Genomic DNA, 17,381 nt, shown 5'->3' with positions numbered 1-17,381 from the left:
CGGGGGTCGTCACGACGCCCTCCGCCGGCCGCGCAGCAGCAGGAACATCAGGTACGGTCCGCCGATCGCGGCGGTCAGCACGCCCGCCGGAAGCTGGGTGGGCGCGAACAGCCGGCGGCCGGCGAGGTCGGCGAGGACCAGCAGCAGCGCCCCGAGCAGGGCGGAGCAGAGCAGCGGGGGCCGTTCGGCGCGGACCAGCCGGCGGGCCAGTTGCGGGGCGACGAGGGCGACGAAGTCGACGGCGCCGACCTGCGCGGTGACCATCGCGGCGGCGAGCACGCCGGTGCCGGCCAGGGTGACCCGGCGGGCCACGGGGCGCACCCCGATCCCCCGGGCCGTGTCGTCGTCCAGGGCGGTGCTGCCCAGCGCCCAGCCGGCCCAGAGCAGCACCGGCAGCAGCGCCAGCAGGGTCGCGGCGATCCACGCCGCCTCGGTCCAGCCCTTGCCGGCGAGGGTGCCGAGCAGCCAGATCTGGGCGCGCAGCCCGTCGATCGGGTCGGCGGTCAGCAGGACCACCTCGATGAGCGCCCGCAGCCCGAAGGCGACCGCCACCCCGGCGAGCACGAAGCGCTGGGCGGCCAGCCCGTGCCGGGCGCCGAGGGCGAACACCGCGACGGCGGCGGCCAGGCCGCCGAGCAGCGCCGCCGGGGCGACCAGCACGGCGGCGGCCCCGCTGGTGAGGGCCACCGTCGCGGCGAGCCCCGCGCCCTGGGTGATGCCGATGACGTCGGGGCTGGCCAGCGGGTTGCGGGCCACGCTCTGGATCAGCGTGCCGGCGACCCCGAACGCCGCGCCGGCCACCGCCGCGAGCACCAGCCGGGGCAGCCGCAGGTCGAGCACCACCAGGTCGTACGGGGTGCCCGCGCCGGCGAGCGCGCGCAGCACGTCGGGCGTGGCGACGTAGGGGGTGCCGAGGGAGAGGCTGAGCAGCCCGGCGGCGACGAGCAGCCCGGCCAGCGCGGCGGCGACCAGCACGGGGCGGCGGCGCACCGGCACCCGCAGCGGGCCGAGCCGCAGCAGCGAGCGGCCGGCGGGGGCGGCGGGCCGGACGGCGGGGCCGGGCCGGGCGGGGGCCACCGCGCTCACGCGGTCACCACCCGGGCTCGGCGCACCAGGAACGCCAGCAGGGGCGCGCCGACCAGCGCGGTGACCACCCCGGCGGGCACCTCGCCGGGCGGGGCGACGAGCCGGCCCGCGACGTCGGCGGCGAGCAGCAGGGCCGGCCCGAGCAGCGCGGCGACGGCCAGGGTCCACCGGTGGTCCGCGCCGACCAGGGCGCGGGCCAGGTGCGGCACGGCGAGGCCGACGAACGCGATCGGCCCGGCCGCCGCCACGGCCGCGCCGGTGAGCAGCACCCCGGCCGCGCCGCCGCCGAGGCGGACCAGCCCGACACGGTGGCCCAGGCCCCGGGCCACGTCGTCGCCGAGGGCGAGCGCGTCGAGGCCCCGGGCGACGAGGGCGGCCAGCACGAGCCCGGCGAGGACGAACGGCAGCACCTGCCCGGCGACCCCGACGCCCCGGCCGGTCAGCCCGCCGACGACCCAGAACCGGTACTCCTCGAAGGTGCGGGCGTCGATGCTGAGCAGCGCGTACACGAGGGCACCGAGACTGGCGTCGAGCGCCGCGCCGGTCAGCGCGAGGGTGACCGGCGACGCGCCGTCGCGGGCCCGGTTGGCGACGGCGAAGACGGCCAGGCCGGCGGCGAGCGCCCCGGCGATGCCGAACCAGACGTACCCGGCGAGGGTGCCGACGCCGAAGACGGCGATGGCGAGGACCACGCCGAACGACGCGCCCGCGCTGATGCCGAGGATGCGCGGCTCGGCGAGCGGGTTGCGGGTCAGCGCCTGGAAGAGCACCCCGGCCACGGCGAGCGCGAGCCCGACGAGCAGGCCGAGGGCGGTGCGGGGCAGCCGCAGCTCGCGGACGATGGTGGTGGCGTCGCCGCCGTCGGGGGCGACCAGGGCGTGCCAGACCGCGCCGGGGGCGAGCGGGCGGCTGCCGAGGGCGAAGCTGGCCAGCACGGCGAGGGCGAGCACGGCCGCCGCGCCGAGGGTGACGGCCGCCCGGCGGCCCAGGCCCCGGGTCGTCGGTGTGCCGGCCCGGATCGGCCGCGCGGCGACGGTGGTCACGAATCTCCCTCGACTTAGGTACGCCTTACCTTAAACCGAGGAGGGTGGGTGGCCCTAACCGGCGCTCGTCGATCCGGAGTCGTCGCCACCCCGCTGAGCAGGGCGGCCGTGCCGAGCGCCGCCGCGCGGGGGCGGTTCGTCCCGGCGGGGTCCCCGGGGGCGCGCGGATCTGGGATGGTCACCGTCGATCCGAAGACCCGGGTACGCCGCGACCGGAGGAGACCACTGCCGATGCCCCCGACACACCTTCTGGCCCAGCGGTTGTCGCGGGCGGGGATCCGCGACGTCGTCACCGTCGTCCCGGCCAGCGGTGGGCTCGCCGCCCTCGCCGGGACAGCCCACCGCGAGAACGGGCCGCCGGTCTTCGTCAAGACCTTCGCCGAAGCGCCGGACGGCGTCGGTGACGCCTTCGTCGCGGAGGCCGAGGGGCTGGCGGCCCTGCGGGAGCTCGGCGGGCAGGAGACCCCCGAGGTGATCGTGGCGAACCAGGAGGTGCTCGTGCTGTCGCTGCTGCGGCCGAGACCCCGCAGCGGGGCCTTCTGGGAGGAGTTCGCGCACGCGCTGGCCCACCTGCACACGGGCACCCTCCACCCCCGCTTCGGCTGGCACCGCGACAACTGGTTGGGGCGTCGCCCGCAGCTCAACACATGGGCCGACGACGGCTTCGCCTTCTTCGCGGAGCGCCGGTTGCTCCGCTGGCTCACCGAGCCCCGCGTCGAGGCGGCGCTCGGGCCCGCCGACCGGGCCGCGCTGGAACGGCTGTGTGACCGGCTCCCCGAGCTGCTGCCGGACCGGCCGGCCTGCCTGACGCACGGCGACCTGTGGGCCCAGAACGTCCTGGCCACCGCGGACGGGCGGGCGGCGCTGATCGACCCGGCGGTGTCGTACCTGTGGGCGGAGGTGGACCTGGCCCACCTCTGGAGCACGGCGCCGCCGCCGGAGGCGCGCCGGTTCTTCGCCGTCTACGCCGAGCTGACCGGTCTCGACGACGGCTGGCCGGCCCGCATGCCGATCATCCAGCTACGACAGCACCTGGCGGTGCTGGCCCAGTTCGACGACGACTGGGGCGCCGCCGAGACGATCCGCGCCACGCTGGCACCGTTCCGGGCGCGGGGCTGACCCGCCCCACCACGACCCGGCCCGCCACGCCACGCCGGTCCAGCCCGGCCCGGCCCGCAGGCGGCGACCGGTCAGCCTGCGGCCCCCACGCGCCGGGAGGAGCCGTCCCCGCCCTCGGCGGCCCCGGACGGCAGCACCTCGATCGGGCGCATCATCTCGTTGTCCTCGTGCTCCAACAGGTGGCAGTGCCACACGAAGCGTCCCGGCAGGTCGAAGCGGACCTTGATCCGGGTCAACTGCCCCGGGTACGCGACCACGGTGTCGTGGAAGCCGGCCTCCGCGGGGCCGGGCGGGGTGTGGCCGTCGTGCCCCCGCCCGAGCACCTGGAACTGCACCTGGTGCACGTGGATCGGGTGGGCGTCCTCGGTGCAGTTGCGCAACTCCCACTCCTCGGTCACGCCGAGGGCGGGCGTCTCGGTCACCGGCGCGTCCCAGCTCAGCGGCACCGGCCGGCCGCTCGCGGCGACGACGCCCAGCAGGGCCCGCACCGGGCCGGCCGAGGACTCCTGCTCGTTGAGGGAGAGCCGCCGGACGCCCCGGGCGGCCGGCAGCGGGGCGCACGCCGGCAGCGACAGCTCCCCGGGCGGGACGCTCCGGTCGACGCCGGCCCGGTCGTCCACCACGAACTTGAGCACCTGCCCGGTCGTCCGCGGGTCGGCCGGGGGGAAGTCCGTCCCCGGCGCGCCGCCGCAGAACGGCTCGTCGGGGCCCTCGTTGACCAGGTACAGCTCGGTGCCGGCCGGCACGTCGGTGAAGTCGACCACGAGGTCGGCCCGCTGGCCGTTGGCGAGCAGGATCCGGGGCGCGGCCACGGGCTCGGGCAGGAAACCGCCGTCGCTGCCGACCTGCCACAGCGGCAGCGCCGGCCGGGCCGGGCGGCGGGTCGGGTGGTCGGTGACCGACAGCATCAGGAACCGGGCGTTGCAGCCGTTGAGCAGCCGGAACCGGTAGCGCCGCCGCTGCACCCGCAGCACCGGCCAGGTCGCGCCGTTGACCACCATGGCGGCGCCGAAGAACTCGGGGTTCCAGATCGGCGACACGTCGGTCCCCGGCAGGTACGGGCCGGGGTAGTCGTCGAAGTCGGCCCGGCTGTCGGGATACCAGAGCGAGCCGTCGGGGCGGAAGGTGCGGTCCTGGATCAGCAGCGGCAGGTCGCACCCCGCCTCCCCGGGCAGCGAGCCGGGCAGCACCCCGGGCGGCAGGTCGTCGGGGCCGCCGCTGAGCCGGTAGAAGCCGGCCAGGCCGGCGTAGAGGTTCACCCGGGTCATGCCCAGGGTGTGATCGTGGTACCAGAGGGTCGTCGGGCGCTGGTCGTTGGCGTACTCCATGCCGGCCGTGCCGGGGGCGCAGCGGACGCCAGTCCGCTCGGCTGCCAGCTCCCGGAACTCGCCGTAGGCCGAGCCGCCGGCGGCGCACCCGGCGGGCAGGTCCCGGGCCGCGGGGAGGTACCACGCCTCGGGGTGGCCGTCGCTCTCCTGCCGGTTGTGCCCGCCGTGCACGTGCATGACGGTCGGGACGGGCCCCCGGTACGGGCCGGGGGTGCTGGTGAAGTGCGGCCGGTGGTCGCGGCCGTCGACGCCGCCGGTCGGGTTGGCCCAGTGCAGCGTCGGGTCGACCGGCAGCAGGTGCGGCAGGTAGCGGCCCCGCTCGTCGACGAGCTGGTTGCACCAGGTCACCCGGACCGGGCGGCCGACGGTGGCGGCGATGGTGGGGCCGGGATAGGTGAAGCTGCCCGGGTGGGCGGGCGAGCCGAAGCCCCAGACGGTCGTCGCCGGCAGCCCGGCCGGGAGGACCTGCTGGCGGAACTGGCGGACGGCGACCACGTACTCGTCGACGCCGCCGCCGGTGCGGGAGGTGGGCATGGTCGACGGCACGGGCAGCGGGGTGACGTACTTGGGCACGGCACGGGGGTCGATCAGGGCGGTCGTCGGGGCGGCGGTGGTGCGGCCGGCGGGCAGCAGCAGGGCGGCGCCGCCGGCGGCACCGGCGGCGATGAGTCGTCTACGGGTCACCATGCCGCGAGGCTAGAACGAGCATTGCTCACCAAAATGCCGAAACGTCGCCCTTACTCCTTTGAGGGGACGAAACGGTTTCTAACGGTCAGGCGGGACTACTCCTCGGGCAGCAGCTCGGCGACCGGCACGGCGCGCAGCGCGTCCGTCGGACCGACGATGACGCGGATCGACGGGAAGTAGTCCCGCAGCACCTGCTGGCACGGGCCGCAGGGGGTCAGGACGTCCCGACCCCGGTCGCCCACCGCCACGATGGTCTCCAGCTCCGTCTCCCCCTGGGTGGCGGCGGCCCCGACCACCACCACCTCGGCGCACGGCCCGCCGGTGACGTGGTGGACGTTCACGCCGCTGAAGACCCGACCGGCGGCGGTACGCGCGGCCGCGGCGACGGTGTGCCGGTCGCTGCGGCAGCGCAGCTTCGCCACGGCCGTGGCCGCCTGCACCAGCGCCCGGTCGGTGTCTCGCATGCTCATCCCAGGCCCCCGTGGTCGGCGTCGATCGGCGGCCAACTCTAGACGGCTGCCGCCCGGGCGGCAGCCCTGGCGACCGGTAACCCGGGGGCGGTCCCGCCCGCGGCTGCCTATCCTTGGCGACGACATGCAGAATCCAGCCGCTCCCGCCGCAGCCGCCGGGCCCACCGCCGGGCCCACCGCAGCCGCCGCTCCCGCCGCAGCCCCCGAGCCCACCGCCGGGCCCGCCGCGTCCCACGGCCTCCGCGAGCTGCACCGCCGCCTGCCCGCCCTGATGTTCCGCGACCAGCGCCGACTCCAGCGACGCCTCGACGGGGTGCGCCGGCTGCGCGACCCGCAGCGGCGCGAGGCCGCGCTCGCCGAGATCACCGCCGACGTCGCCCGCGCCGAGCAGCGGCTCGCCGACCGCCGGGCGGCGGTGCCCCCGATCAGGTACCCGGCGGGGCTGCCGGTCAGCGAGCGCTCCGACGACCTGGCCGCCGCGATCCGGGACCACCAGGTGGTGATCGTGGCCGGCGAGACCGGCTCCGGCAAGACCACCCAGCTCCCCAAGATCTGCCTGGAGCTGGGGCGCGGCGTCCACGGGCTGATCGGGCACACCCAGCCCCGGCGGCTGGCCGCCCGCACCGTCGCCGACCGCATCGCCGAGGAGCTCGGCACCGAGCTGGGCGACGTGGTCGGCTACAAGGTCCGGTTCACCGACCAGGTGAGCGACCGCACCCTGGTCAAGCTGATGACCGACGGCATCCTGCTCGCCGAGCTGCAGACCGACCGGATGCTGCGCCAGTACGACACGCTGATCATCGACGAGGCGCACGAGCGCAGCCTCAACATCGACTTCATCCTCGGCTACCTGCGCCAGCTCCTCCCCCGCCGCCCCGACCTCAAGGTGGTCATCACCTCCGCGACCATCGAGACCGACCGGTTCGCCAGGCACTTCGCCGACGCCGAGGGCCGCCCCGCCCCGGTCGTCGAGGTGTCCGGGCGCACCTACCCGGTCGAGGTGCGCTACCGGCCGCTGGTCGAGGTCAGCGAGAGCGAGGACGACTCCGGCGACGACGAGGAGAACGTCCGCGACCAGATCCAGGCCATCGGCGACGCCGTCGAGGAGCTGGCCGCCGAGGGGCCGGGCGACATCCTGGTCTTCCTCTCCGGCGAACGCGAGATCCGGGACACCGCCGACGCGCTGGGCAAGCTCGTGCAGTCCAGACGGTCGCTGCTGGGCACCGAGATCCTGCCCCTGTACGCCCGGCTGTCGGCCGCCGAGCAGCACCGGGTGTTCGCCCCGCACACCGCGCGGCGGGTGGTGCTCGCCACCAACGTCGCGGAGACCTCGCTGACCGTGCCCGGCATCAAGTACGTGGTGGACCCGGGCACCGCCCGGATCTCCCGCTACTCCAGCCGGCTCAAGGTGCAGCGGCTGCCCATCGAACCGGTGTCGCAGGCGTCGGCCAACCAGCGCAAGGGCCGCTGCGGGCGCACCTCGGACGGCATCTGCATCCGCCTCTACGACGAGTCCGACTTCGACTCCCGCCCCGAGTTCACCGACCCGGAGATCCTGCGCACCAACCTGGCCTCGGTCATCCTCCAGATGACCTCGATCGGGCTGGGCGACGTGGCGGCGTTCCCGTTCATCGACCCACCGGACAAGCGCAACATCGCCGACGGCGTCAACCTGCTGCACGAGCTGGGCGCGCTCGACCCGACCGAGACCGACCCGGCGAAGCGGCTCACCCCGCTGGGCGGGCGGCTGGCGCAGCTCCCGGTCGACCCCAGGCTCGCCCGGATGGTGATCGAGGGCGAGCGCAACGGCTGCGCCACCGAGGTCGTCGTCATCGCCGCCGCGCTGTCCATCCAGGACCCGCGCGAGCGGCCGGCGGAGAAACAGGCCCAGGCCGACCAGGCGCACGCGAGGTTCGCCGACAGGGAGTCGGACTTCGTCGCGTACCTGAACCTGTGGCGGCACCTGCGCGAGCAGCAGCGGGAGCTGTCCTCCAGCGCGTTCCGCCGGATGTGCCGGGCCGAGTACCTCAACTACCTGCGGGTACGCGAGTGGCAGGACATCGTCAGCCAGGTGCGCCAGGTGCTGCGTACGGCGGAGAAGGGCGACGGCCGGCGCGGGGCCGGCGCGGACCTGCCGGAGGAGATCGACACCCCGAAGGTGCACCAGTCGCTGCTGCCGGGCCTGCTGTCGCACATCGGGCTGAAGGACCCGCAGAAGCACGAGTACCTCGGGGCGCGCGGGGCGAAGTTCGCCCTGTTCCCCGGCTCGGCGCTGTTCAAGAAGCCGCCGCGCTGGGTGATGGCCGCCGAGCTGGTGGAGACCTCCCGGCTGTGGGGGCGGGTCGCCGGCCGCATCGAGCCGGAGTGGGTCGAGCCGCTGGCGCAGCACCTGGTCAAGCGCAGCTACAGCGAGCCGCACTGGGAGAAGAAGCAGGCGGCGGTGCTGGCCTACGAGAAGGTCACCCTGTACGGCGTCCCGCTGGTCACCGCCAGGAAGGTCAACTTCGGGCGGGTCGACCCGGCGCTGTCGCGCGAGCTGTTCGTCCGGCACGCCCTGGTGGAGGGCGACTGGACCACCCACCACCAGTTCTGGCGGGACAACCAGAAGCTGCTCGCCGAGATCGAGGAGCTGGAGAACCGGGCCCGGCGGCGGGACATCCTGGTCGACGACGAGACGATCTTCGCCTTCTACGACGCGCGGATCCCGGCCGACGTGGTCTCCGGCCGGCACTTCGACGCCTGGTGGAAGAAGGAACGGCGACAGCGGCCCGACCTGCTCACCTTCACCCGGGAGCTGCTGGTCAACGCCGGCCGGGGCGGGCTCGACGAGGCCGACTACCCCGACGAGTGGCGCGCCGACGGGGTCACCCTGCCGCTGACGTACACGTTCGACCCGGGCACCCCCACCGACGGCGTGACGGTGGACATCCCGCTGCCGCTGCTCAACCAGGTGCCGGCGGAGAGCTTCGACTGGCAGGTCCCCGGGCTGCGCGAGGAGCTGGTGATCGCCCTGATCCGGTCGCTGCCCAAGGCGATCCGGCGCAACTTCGTCCCCGTCCCCGACTACGCGCGGGCCGCGCTCGCGGCGATCACCCCCGGGCAGGAGCCGCTGCTGGACGCGCTGACCCGGCAGTTGCGCCGGATGACCGGGGTCACCGTGCCCCGCGACGCCTGGGAGCCGGGGAAGCTCCCCGCCCACCTGCGGGTCAGCTTCCGGGTGCTCGACGAGGAGAACAGGCCGGTCGCCGAGGGCAAGGACCTGCCGGCGCTGCAACGCCAGCTCCGCCAGGAGGTACGGCAGGTGGTGGCCGCCGCCGCACCGGACGTCGCCCGCACGGGCCTCACGCAGTGGGACATCGGCGACCTTCCGCGCACCATCGAGCAGGTGCGCGCCGGATACGCGGTGACCGCGTACCCGGCGCTGGTCGACGAGGGGCCCACCGTCGGGGTGAAGGTCTTCGACTCCGAGGCCGAGCAGGCCGCCGCGCACTGGGCGGGCACCCGGCGGCTGCTGCGGCTGACCGTGCCGTCGCCGGCGAAGTTCCTCCAGGGGCGGCTGTCCAACGAGGCGAAGCTGGCGCTGAGCCGCAACCCGCACGGCGGGGTGCAGGAGCTGATCGCCGACGCGTCCGGGGCGGCGATCGACAAGCTGATCACCGACGCGGGCGGCCCGGCCTGGGACGCCGCCGGCTTCGCCGCCCTGCGGGACCGGGTCCGCGCCGACCTGGTGGACACCGTCGTCGACGTGATGGGCCGGGTACGGCAGGTGCTCGCCGCCGGGTACGCCGTCGAGCAGCGGCTCGGCAAGACCCAGAACCTCGCCGTGGTGGCCGCCCTGGCCGACATCCGGGCCCAGCTCTCGGGGCTGGTGCACAAGGGGTTCGTCACCGAGACCGGCTACGCCCGCCTGCCCGACCTGCTGCGCTACCTCACGGCGATCGAGCGGCGGCTCGACCGGCTGCCGGGCAACCCGCAGCGGGACCGCCAGCAGCAGGACCGGGTGGCGGCGGTGCAGAAGGAGTACGCCGACCTGCTCGCCGCGCTGCCGCCGGGCCGGCGCGGGTCGGCGGCGGTCCGGCAGATCCGCTGGATGATCGAGGAGCTGCGGGTGAACGTGTTCGCCCAGGCCCTCGGCACCCCGTACCCGGTGTCGGAGCAGCGGATCTACCGGGCCATGGACGATGCCGAGGGCCGCTGAGCCGGGTCAGTGCACGGGGGCGGGCACGGCCCGGCCGGTCGGCAGCCCCCGCACCGAGTTGCTCAGCGCGCCGGGGCGGGCCTCCGGGTAGGCGTGCGCCCACCAGGCCCGGTTCGCCCGGTACCAGTGGAAGACCTCGGCCAGCCCGTCGGCGAACCGGATCTGCGGCGCGAAGCCCAGCTCCTCGGAGATCTTCGTGTAGTCCAGGGAGTACCGCTGGTCCTGCACCTTGCGGTCGGCGACGTGCCGCACCCGGTCCCAGCCGGCCCCGGCCAGCAGCAGGATCTGCTCGGCCAGGGCCCGGTTGGTCAGCTCGACGTCGCCGCCGATGTTGTAGACCTCGCCGGCGCGGCCCTTGGCCAGCACCAGCGCGATCGCGCGGCAGTGGTCGTCGACGTGCAGCCACTCGCGTACCGCGCCGCCGTCGCCGTGCAGGGTGATGTCCCCGCCGGTGAGCAGGCTGGTCACGAAGCGCGGGATGACCTTCTCCACGTGCTGGTACGGGCCGTAGTTGTTGGCGCAGCGGGTGATCGACACGTCGACGTCGTAGGTGCGCCAGTAGGAGCGCACGACGCAGTCGCTGGCCGCCTTGGACGCCGCGTACGGGGAGTTGGGCTCCAGCAGGCAGCGCTCGGTCCACGATCCCTCGGTGATCGACCCGTACACCTCGTCGGTCGAGACGTGCACGATCCGCCCGACGGCGGCGCGGGCGCAGGCGGCCAGCAGGTGGTGCGAGCCCATGACGTTGGTCTCGAAGAACGGCGCGGGGTCGTCGATCGAGCGGTCGACGTGCGACTCGGCGGCGAAGTGCACCACCGCGTCGTGCCCGGGGACCAGGTCGGCCAGGAGCGGACGGTCGCAGATGTCGCCGCGCACGAACGTGAGGCGCGGGTGGTGGGCGGGCAGGTTGGTGCGGTCACTGGCATAGGTCAGCTTGTCGAGCACCGTGACGTGGCAGTCCTCGAACCCCACGTACCGCCCGCCCAGCAGGCTCCGGGCGAAGTGCGACCCGATGAAGCCGGCGCCGCCGGTAACCAGGATCCTCATGTGGTGGCCTCCCTGCCACGCGAGCCCGCGCTTGGACCTTTCTTCGGCAGGCCGACGGGCGTCATGCCTGCGCAGGGATTCACCATAGGCGACGAAGCAGGCGCAAAGGCCCCGATATGTGGCCTCCAGGTCATATTCGCTCTGAATTCGGGGCAAGATGCCCGGTGGTCAGCGGAGCTCCACCCCGGGCGGCAGGTCGTCCCGACCGGCCGCCTCCCGCACGTACTCCACCAGGATGCGGCGCAGCTCGCGGCCGGCGTGGGTGGGCACCACGTCGCGGCGTCGGGCCACGGCGATGGTCCGCCGGACGCCGGGCGGGGCCAGCCGGGTGACCCGCACGCCGGGCCGGCGGGCCACCACCATGCCGGGCACCAGCGCCACCCCGAGCCCCGCCTCGACGAAGCTGAGCACGGCGTCCATCTCGCCGCCGTCGACCGACAGGGTGGGCTCGAAGCCGGCCTCCCGGCACGCCTGGAGGGTGGCGTCGCGCAGGTCGTAGCCCTCCCGGAACATGACCAGGGGCTGACCGCGCAGGTCGGTGACGCGCAGCTCGCCGGCGGCCGAGACGCCGGGCACCTCGGCCAGCGAGGCCACCACCAGGCTCTCCCGCAGGATCTCCTCGGCGTGCAGCCCCGGATCCGCGCCCTGCGCCGGCATGATGATCAGCGCGAGGTCGAGGCCGCCGCGCAGCAGGTCGCGGACGAGGTCCTGCGAGCCGCCCTCCTCCACGCGCAGGTCGACGGCGGGGTGGGCGTCGCGGAACCGGCGCAGCACGGGCGGGGCGAGCGAGGTGGCGAGGCTCGGGGTGGCGCCGAGGCGGACCCGGCCGCGCCGCAGCCCGACCAGCTCCTGCACCTCCCGGGTGGCGGTGTCGACGTCGGCGAGGATGCGCCGGGCCAGTGGGAGCAGCACCTCGCCGGCGGCGGTGAGGGCGATCCGGCCCCGCACCCGCTCGAACAGCGGGGCCCCGAGGGCGGCCTCCAGGGCGTGAATTTGCTTACTCAACGAGGGCTGGGTGATGCCGACGAGGTCGGCGGCTTGCGTGAAATGTCGTAGTTCCGCGACGGCGACGAAGTAGCGGAGCTGGTGCAGCTGCATCGGCATAGCCTATGGCTATCGAGACTGCGAGTTCGATGCATTGGACGACTGATTCCAGGTCTCCTAGCGTCGGTCAGGTGGTACTCACGAAATCCCGGTCGCCCATCCGGTCCAACGTCGGCCTGAAGGCCGTCATGGCGGTGACGGGCATCCTGCTGGTGCTGTTCCTCGTCGCGCACATGCTCGGCAACCTGAAGATCTTCACGGGCGAGACCGCGTTCGACCACTACGCGCACTGGTTGCGGGAGATCGGCACCCCGCTGCTGCCGTCGACCTGGTTCCTGTGGATCCAGCGCACCGCGCTGCTGGCGGCCGTGCTGGCCCACATCGGGGCCGCCACGGTGCTCGCGGTGCGCGCCCGCGCGGCCCGCCCGGTCCGGTACGCGCACCGCAAGAAGGTCAACGGCAGCTACGCGGCCCGCACGATGCGCTGGGGCGGCGTGATCATCCTGCTCTTCGTGATCTACCACATCCTGGACCTGACCACCGGCCACCTCAACCCCGAGGGCGTCCCGGGCCGCCCGTACGGCAACGTGGTCGCCGACTTCGCGCCGGAGCGGTGGTACGTCACCCTCTTCTACACGCTGGCGGTCGTGGCGCTCGGGTTCCACCTGCGCCACGGCGCGTTCAGCGCGTTCCGCAGCCTCGGCCAGCAGACCCCCGCCGGGGAGCGCCGGGCGCGCGCCGCCGCGCTGGGCTTCGCCGTCGTGCTCTGCGCCGGCTACCTCGTGGTCCCCTTCGCCGTACTCACCGGATTGGTGGCCTGACCATGGACCTGTTCACCGAGGGCGACCCGATCGCCGACGCCCGGGCCCCGCAGGGTCCGATCGAGACCCGCTGGGAGCGCCGCCGCTTCGAGGCCAAGCTGGTCAACCCGGCCAACCGGCGCAAGCTGACGGTGATCGTGGTCGGCACCGGCCTGGCCGGCGGCTCGGCCGCCGCCACGCTGGCCGAGCAGGGCTACCGGGTCCGGTCGTACTGCTACCAGGACAGCCCGCGCCGGGCCCACTCGATCGCCGCGCAGGGCGGCATCAACGCCGCCAAGAACTACCGCAACGACGGCGACTCGGTGCACCGGCTGTTCTACGACACCGTCAAGGGCGGCGACTTCCGCTCCCGCGAGTCCAACGTGCACCGGCTGGCCGAGGTCTCGGTCAACATCATCGACCAGTGCGTCGCCCAGGGCGTGCCGTTCGCCCGCGAGTACGGCGGCCTGCTCGACACCCGCTCCTTCGGCGGCGCGCAGGTGCAGCGCACCTTCTACGCCCGGGGGCAGACGGGCCAGCAGCTCCTGCTCGGGGCGTACCAGGCCCTGGAGCGGCAGATCGGGCTGGGCAACGTGGAGATGAACGCCCGGCACGAGATGCTGGAGCTGATCGTCGTCGACGGCCGGGCCCGGGGCATCGTCGTGCGGGACCTGGTCACCGGCGAGATCACCAGCGAGTTCGCCGACGCGGTGGTGCTGGCCTCCGGCGGCTACGGCAACGTCTTCTACCTCTCCACCAACGCCAAGGGCTGCAACGTCACCGCCACCTGGCGGGCGCACCGCAGGGGCGCGTACTTCGCCAACCCCTGCTACACGCAGATCCACCCGACCTGCATCCCCGTCTCCGGCGACCACCAGTCGAAGCTGACGCTGATGAGCGAGTCGCTGCGCAACGACGGCCGGGTGTGGGTGCCGAAGGCCAAGGGCGACGACCGCGCCCCGAAGGACATCCCTGAGGAAGAGCGGGACTACTACCTCGAACGGATCTACCCGTCCTTCGGCAACCTGGTGCCCCGCGACATCGCCTCCCGGGCGGCGAAGAACGTCTGCGACGCCGGGCGCGGCGTGGGCCCCGGCGGGCTCGGCGTCTACCTCGACTTCGCCGACGCCATCGACCGCCTCGGCCGCAAGGCCATCGAGGCCAAGTACGGCAACCTCTTCGAGATGTACGAGCGGATCACCGGCGAGGACCCGTACGAGGTGCCGATGCGGATCTACCCCGCCGTGCACTACACGATGGGCGGCCTCTGGGTCGACTACGACCTCCAGTCGACCATCCCCGGCCTGTTCGTGATCGGCGAGGCGAACTTCTCCGACCACGGCGCGAACCGGCTCGGCGCGTCCGCGCTGATGCAGGGCCTCGCCGACGGCTACTTCGTGCTGCCCAACACGATCGCCAACTACCTGGCGGCCGGGCCGTTCGAGCGGGTCGACGCCAGCCACCCGGAGGCGGTGGCGGCGCGGCGCGACGTCGAGGACCGGATCCGGCGGCTGCTCGCCGTCGACGGCGACCGGACGGTCGACTCGTTCCACCGCGAGCTGGGCCAGATCATGTGGGAGCACTGCGGCATGGAGCGCAGCGAGGCCGGTCTGCGCAAGGCCATCGACGAGATCCGGGCGCTGCGCGGGGAGTTCTGGAAGCGGGTCCGCGTCCCCGGCGACGGCGACGGGCTCAACCAGTCGCTGGAGAAGGCCGGCCGGGTGGCCGACTTCTTCGAGCTGGCCGAGCTGATGTGCGTCGACGCCCTGCACCGCGAGGAGTCCTGCGGCGGCCACTTCCGGGCCGAGCACCAGACCCCCGACGGCGAGGCGCAGCGCGACGACGACCGGTTCGCCTACGTGGCGGCCTGGGAGTACACCGGCGGCGACGAGCCGGCCGTGCTGCACAAGGAAGACCTCAAGTTCGAGTACGTGCACCCGACGCAGCGGAGCTACAAGTGAACCTGACCCTGCGCATCTGGCGCCAGTCCGGCCCCGCCGACAAGGGCCGGATGGTGACCTACCAGGTCGACGACGTCTCCCCCGACATGTCGTTCCTGGAGATGCTCGACGTGCTCAACGAGCGGCTGATCCTCTCCGGCGAGGAGCCGGTGGCGTTCGACCACGACTGCCGCGAGGGCATCTGCGGCATGTGCGGCCTGATGATCAACGGTGACGCGCACGGTCCGCAGCGCGGCACCACCGCCTGCCAGCTGCACATGCGACAGTTCTCCGACGGTGACACGATCGACATCGAGCCGTGGCGGGCGCGGGCCTTCCCGGTGATCAAGGATCTGGTGGTCAACCGGAGCGCCTTCGACAAGATCATCGCCGCCGGCGGGTACATCACCGCGCCGACCGGCAGCGCCCCCGAGGCCCACTCCGTGCCGGTCCCCAAGGCCGACGCCGACGCCGCGTTCTCCTCGGCCGCCTGCATCGGCTGCGGCGCCTGCGTGGCGGCCTGCCCGAACGGTTCCGGCATGCTGTTCACCGCCGCCAAGGTCACCCAGCTCTCGCTGCTGCCGCAGGGTCAGCCGGAGCGGTACACCCGGGTCCTCGGCATGGTCGACGCGCACGACGAGGCGGGCTTCGGCGGCTGCACCAACACCGGCGAGTGCACCGCGGTCTGCCCGAAGGGGATCCCGCTGAACACCATCGGCCGGCTCAACCGCGACTACCTGGCGGCCACCGCCAAGCGCGGCGGCACGCCCGGCTCCTGACCCCGGCCTCCGACCCGAGCCCCTGGCCCGAGCCCCGACTCCAGCCCGGGGTCCCGCCCCGGGTCCCGCCATCCGACGCGCCGGCCGCCGTGCCCCTCCGGGCCGGCGGCCGGCTCCGTGCCCGGCGGCCGCAGCCGCTGGGAGGACCACCCGTCGCGGGCACTAGGGAGCTGAGTCAGATACGACATCGCACCCACAGCCCCCAGCCCTTTCGGCGCGACGCGCGGAGTGCCTGACGCGGACTGGGTGCCGGGGGCGGCGCATCCGCCGCCGACTACCGGCGCGCGGATGCGCGGGGTGCCGGGTGGTGGCGCGCGGGCTGCCGGGTGGTGGCGCGCTGGCGCGCCGCGGGTCGGCCACGGCAGCCGTGAGTCAGCTACGACATCAGCTCCCTAGGCACGGTCGGCGGCTCCTGCCCCTCGGCGTCCCCCGCCCCGGGCCAGCCCGTCCCCCGGTCGTCCCGTCCCTCGACGTGCCCGGGTCCCGCGCGGGCACACGGCCGCGGCGGGCCGCCGCCCGCCCGCGCGGTTCAAGCACCGGCAGCCGGGTAGCAGTCCGGGGGACGGCACGCCGACGAGGGGACACACGGGCATGAAGGCACTGACCTGGCAGGGCAGGCGGGACGTTCGGGTCGAGGACGTGCCCGACCCGCGCATCGAGGAGCCGACGGACGCGATCGTCCGGATCACCTCCACCGCGATCTGCGGATCGGACCTGCACCTGTACGAGGTGCTCGGGCCGTACCTGAAGCCCGGTGACGTCCTCGGCCACGAGCCGATGGGCATCGTCGAGGAGGTCGGGCCCGGGGTGACCCGGCTCAGGCCGGGCGACCGGGTCGTGGTCCCGTTCAACATCGCCTGCGGATCGTGCTGGATGTGCGACCGGCAGCTCTACGCCCAGTGTGAGACCACCCAGGTCACGGCCGAGGGCAAGGGCGCGGCGCTGTTCGGCTACACCTCGCTGTACGGGTCGGTGCCCGGCGGGCAGGCCGAGTACCTGCGGGTGCCGCACGCCCAGTTCGGCCCGATCAAGGTCCCGCAGACCGGCCCGGACGAGCGGTGGCTGTACCTGTCCGACATCCTGCCGACCGCCTGGCAGGCGGTGCGGTACGCCGACACCCCGCCCGGCGGCACGCTCGCCGTGTTCGGGCTCGGCCCGGTCGGGCAGTTCTGCGCCCGGATCGGCCGGCACCTCGGCGCGGGCCGGGTGATCGGCCTGGACCTGGTGCCGGAGCGCCTGGAGATGGCCCGCCGGCACGGCGTCGAGGCGCTCGACGTCAGCCAGCTCGACGACGTGCCGGGCGCGCTGATCGACCTGGTCGACGGGCGCGGCCCCGACGCCGTGATCGACGCGGTCGGCATGGAGGCCCACGGCTCCACGTCGGGGAAGCTCGCCCAGACCGCCGCCGGCCTGCTGCCGGACCGGCTGGCCGACGCGATGATCGACCGGGCCGGCGTGGACCGGCTGACCGTGCTCAAGGCCGCCCTCAAGGCGGTCCGCCGGGGCGGCACCGTCTCGATCTCCGGCGTGTACGGCGGCGAGGTCGACCCGCTGCCGCTGATGGAGATGTTCGACCGGGGCGTCCAACTGCGGATGGGGCAGTGCCACGTGCGCCGGTGGACCGACGAGATCGTCCCGCTGCTCGCCGGGGACGACGACCCGCTGGGCGTGGCGGACCTGCGGACTCACCGGATGCCGCTGGCGCGCGCGCCGCAGGCGTACGAGATGTTCCAGAAGAAGGAGGACGGCTGCGTCAAGGTCGTGCTCGCGCCGTGAGTCGTCGATCACGATGAGCGACCGCCGGGCACACGGAAAGCGACGACTTCGCCTAGGGTGGCGG

The 17,381-nt window shown here is 74.2% G+C and carries 12 protein-coding genes; 6 read left to right on the top strand and 6 right to left on the bottom strand.

The genetic code is table 11. The features are described 5' to 3' along the window. Nucleotides 1-9: 9 nt before the first annotated feature. Nucleotides 10-1,086, bottom strand: a complete 1,077-nt coding sequence (locus tag O7628_RS23865) for an iron ABC transporter permease (protein WP_278133816.1) — start codon at nucleotides 1,084-1,086, stop codon at nucleotides 10-12. After that, a complete protein-coding gene (locus O7628_RS23860; protein WP_278133814.1) occupies nucleotides 1,083-2,129 on the bottom strand; it encodes an iron ABC transporter permease in 1,047 nt (348 codons plus the stop codon). Before O7628_RS23860 ends, O7628_RS23865 begins: the two co-directional genes overlap by 4 nt. Before the next feature lie 231 nt (nucleotides 2,130-2,360). Here O7628_RS23860 and O7628_RS23855 point away from each other — a divergent pair, with 231 nt between their 5' ends. After that, complete coding sequence (locus tag O7628_RS23855) at nucleotides 2,361-3,248, top strand: fructosamine kinase family protein (protein WP_278133812.1); 888 nt, start codon at nucleotides 2,361-2,363, stop codon at nucleotides 3,246-3,248. A gap of 71 nt (nucleotides 3,249-3,319) precedes the next feature. On the opposite strand, the gene O7628_RS23850 is transcribed toward O7628_RS23855, so the two are convergent. Together O7628_RS23850 and O7628_RS23845 are read right to left on the bottom strand one after the other, a co-directional pair. Next, nucleotides 3,320-5,263, bottom strand: a complete 1,944-nt coding sequence (locus O7628_RS23850; RefSeq protein WP_278133810.1) for a multicopper oxidase domain-containing protein — start codon at nucleotides 5,261-5,263, stop codon at nucleotides 3,320-3,322. A gap of 95 nt (nucleotides 5,264-5,358) precedes the next feature. Further along, on the bottom strand, nucleotides 5,359-5,733 hold the full coding sequence (locus O7628_RS23845) for a cytidine deaminase (RefSeq protein ID WP_278133808.1): 375 nt from the start codon (nucleotides 5,731-5,733) through the stop codon (nucleotides 5,359-5,361). A 124-nt stretch (nucleotides 5,734-5,857) separates the two neighbouring features. On the opposite strand from O7628_RS23845, the gene hrpA reads away from it, so the two are divergent. Further along, nucleotides 5,858-9,931 (top strand): ATP-dependent RNA helicase HrpA, encoded by a 4,074-nt coding sequence (gene hrpA, locus O7628_RS23840; RefSeq protein ID WP_278133806.1) that lies wholly within the window; start codon nucleotides 5,858-5,860, stop codon nucleotides 9,929-9,931. Nucleotides 9,932-9,937: 6 nt separating this feature from the next. Here the strand turns inward: hrpA and rfbB are convergent, their stop codons facing one another. Both rfbB and O7628_RS23830 read right to left on the bottom strand, forming a co-directional pair. Further along, nucleotides 9,938-10,978 (bottom strand): dTDP-glucose 4,6-dehydratase, encoded by a 1,041-nt coding sequence (gene rfbB, locus O7628_RS23835; protein ID WP_278133803.1) that lies wholly within the window; start codon nucleotides 10,976-10,978, stop codon nucleotides 9,938-9,940. A 168-nt stretch (nucleotides 10,979-11,146) separates the two neighbouring features. Further along, the gene (locus O7628_RS23830) at nucleotides 11,147-12,082 is read right to left on the bottom strand and encodes a LysR family transcriptional regulator (protein WP_278133801.1); all 936 of its coding nucleotides are present in this window, start codon (nucleotides 12,080-12,082) and stop codon (nucleotides 11,147-11,149) included. Nucleotides 12,083-12,153: 71 nt separating this feature from the next. Here O7628_RS23830 and O7628_RS23825 point away from each other — a divergent pair, with 71 nt between their 5' ends. The 4 genes from O7628_RS23825 (at nucleotide 12,154) to O7628_RS23810 (ending at nucleotide 17,317) form a co-directional block, all read left to right on the top strand. Further along, nucleotides 12,154-12,843 (top strand): succinate dehydrogenase cytochrome b subunit, encoded by a 690-nt coding sequence (locus tag O7628_RS23825; RefSeq protein WP_255378727.1) that lies wholly within the window; start codon nucleotides 12,154-12,156, stop codon nucleotides 12,841-12,843. 2 nt (nucleotides 12,844-12,845) lie between these two features. Then, a complete protein-coding gene (locus tag O7628_RS23820; protein WP_278133798.1) occupies nucleotides 12,846-14,783 on the top strand; it encodes a fumarate reductase/succinate dehydrogenase flavoprotein subunit in 1,938 nt (645 codons plus the stop codon). Continuing rightward, a complete protein-coding gene (locus O7628_RS23815) occupies nucleotides 14,780-15,541 on the top strand; it encodes a succinate dehydrogenase/fumarate reductase iron-sulfur subunit (protein ID WP_074475876.1) in 762 nt (253 codons plus the stop codon). The genes O7628_RS23820 and O7628_RS23815 overlap by 4 nt, the downstream gene beginning before the upstream one ends. Before the next feature lie 591 nt (nucleotides 15,542-16,132). After that, nucleotides 16,133-17,317 (top strand): zinc-dependent alcohol dehydrogenase, encoded by a 1,185-nt coding sequence (locus O7628_RS23810; RefSeq protein ID WP_074475874.1) that lies wholly within the window; start codon nucleotides 16,133-16,135, stop codon nucleotides 17,315-17,317. The last annotated feature ends 64 nt before the right edge of the window (nucleotides 17,318-17,381 follow it).

It is taken from the genome of Micromonospora sp. WMMD956 (genome assembly GCF_029626125.1).
Classification (GTDB): Bacteria; Actinomycetota; Actinomycetes; order Mycobacteriales; family Micromonosporaceae; genus Micromonospora; species Micromonospora carbonacea.
The sequence above is the reverse complement of the archived record's forward strand: the minus strand, read 5'-3'. Positions and strand labels throughout refer to the sequence as shown.

What these genes read in the sequence shown, in the direction of transcription:
- hrpA (WP_278133806.1), top strand. Translation starts at nt 5,858, where the DNA reads ATGCAGAATCCAGCCGCTCCCGCCGCAGCCGCCGGGCCCACCGCCGGG.
- O7628_RS23810 (WP_074475874.1), top strand. Translation starts at nt 16,133, where the DNA reads ATGAAGGCACTGACCTGGCAGGGCAGGCGGGACGTTCGGGTCGAGGAC.
- O7628_RS23850 (WP_278133810.1), bottom strand. Translation starts at nt 5,263, where the DNA reads ATGGTGACCCGTAGACGACTCATCGCCGCCGGTGCCGCCGGCGGCGCC.
- O7628_RS23830 (WP_278133801.1), bottom strand. Translation starts at nt 12,082, where the DNA reads ATGCCGATGCAGCTGCACCAGCTCCGCTACTTCGTCGCCGTCGCGGAA.
- O7628_RS23820 (WP_278133798.1), top strand. Translation starts at nt 12,846, where the DNA reads ATGGACCTGTTCACCGAGGGCGACCCGATCGCCGACGCCCGGGCCCCG.
- rfbB (WP_278133803.1), bottom strand. Translation starts at nt 10,978, where the DNA reads ATGAGGATCCTGGTTACCGGCGGCGCCGGCTTCATCGGGTCGCACTTC.
- O7628_RS23855 (WP_278133812.1), top strand. Translation starts at nt 2,361, where the DNA reads ATGCCCCCGACACACCTTCTGGCCCAGCGGTTGTCGCGGGCGGGGATC.
- O7628_RS23845 (WP_278133808.1), bottom strand. Translation starts at nt 5,733, where the DNA reads ATGAGCATGCGAGACACCGACCGGGCGCTGGTGCAGGCGGCCACGGCC.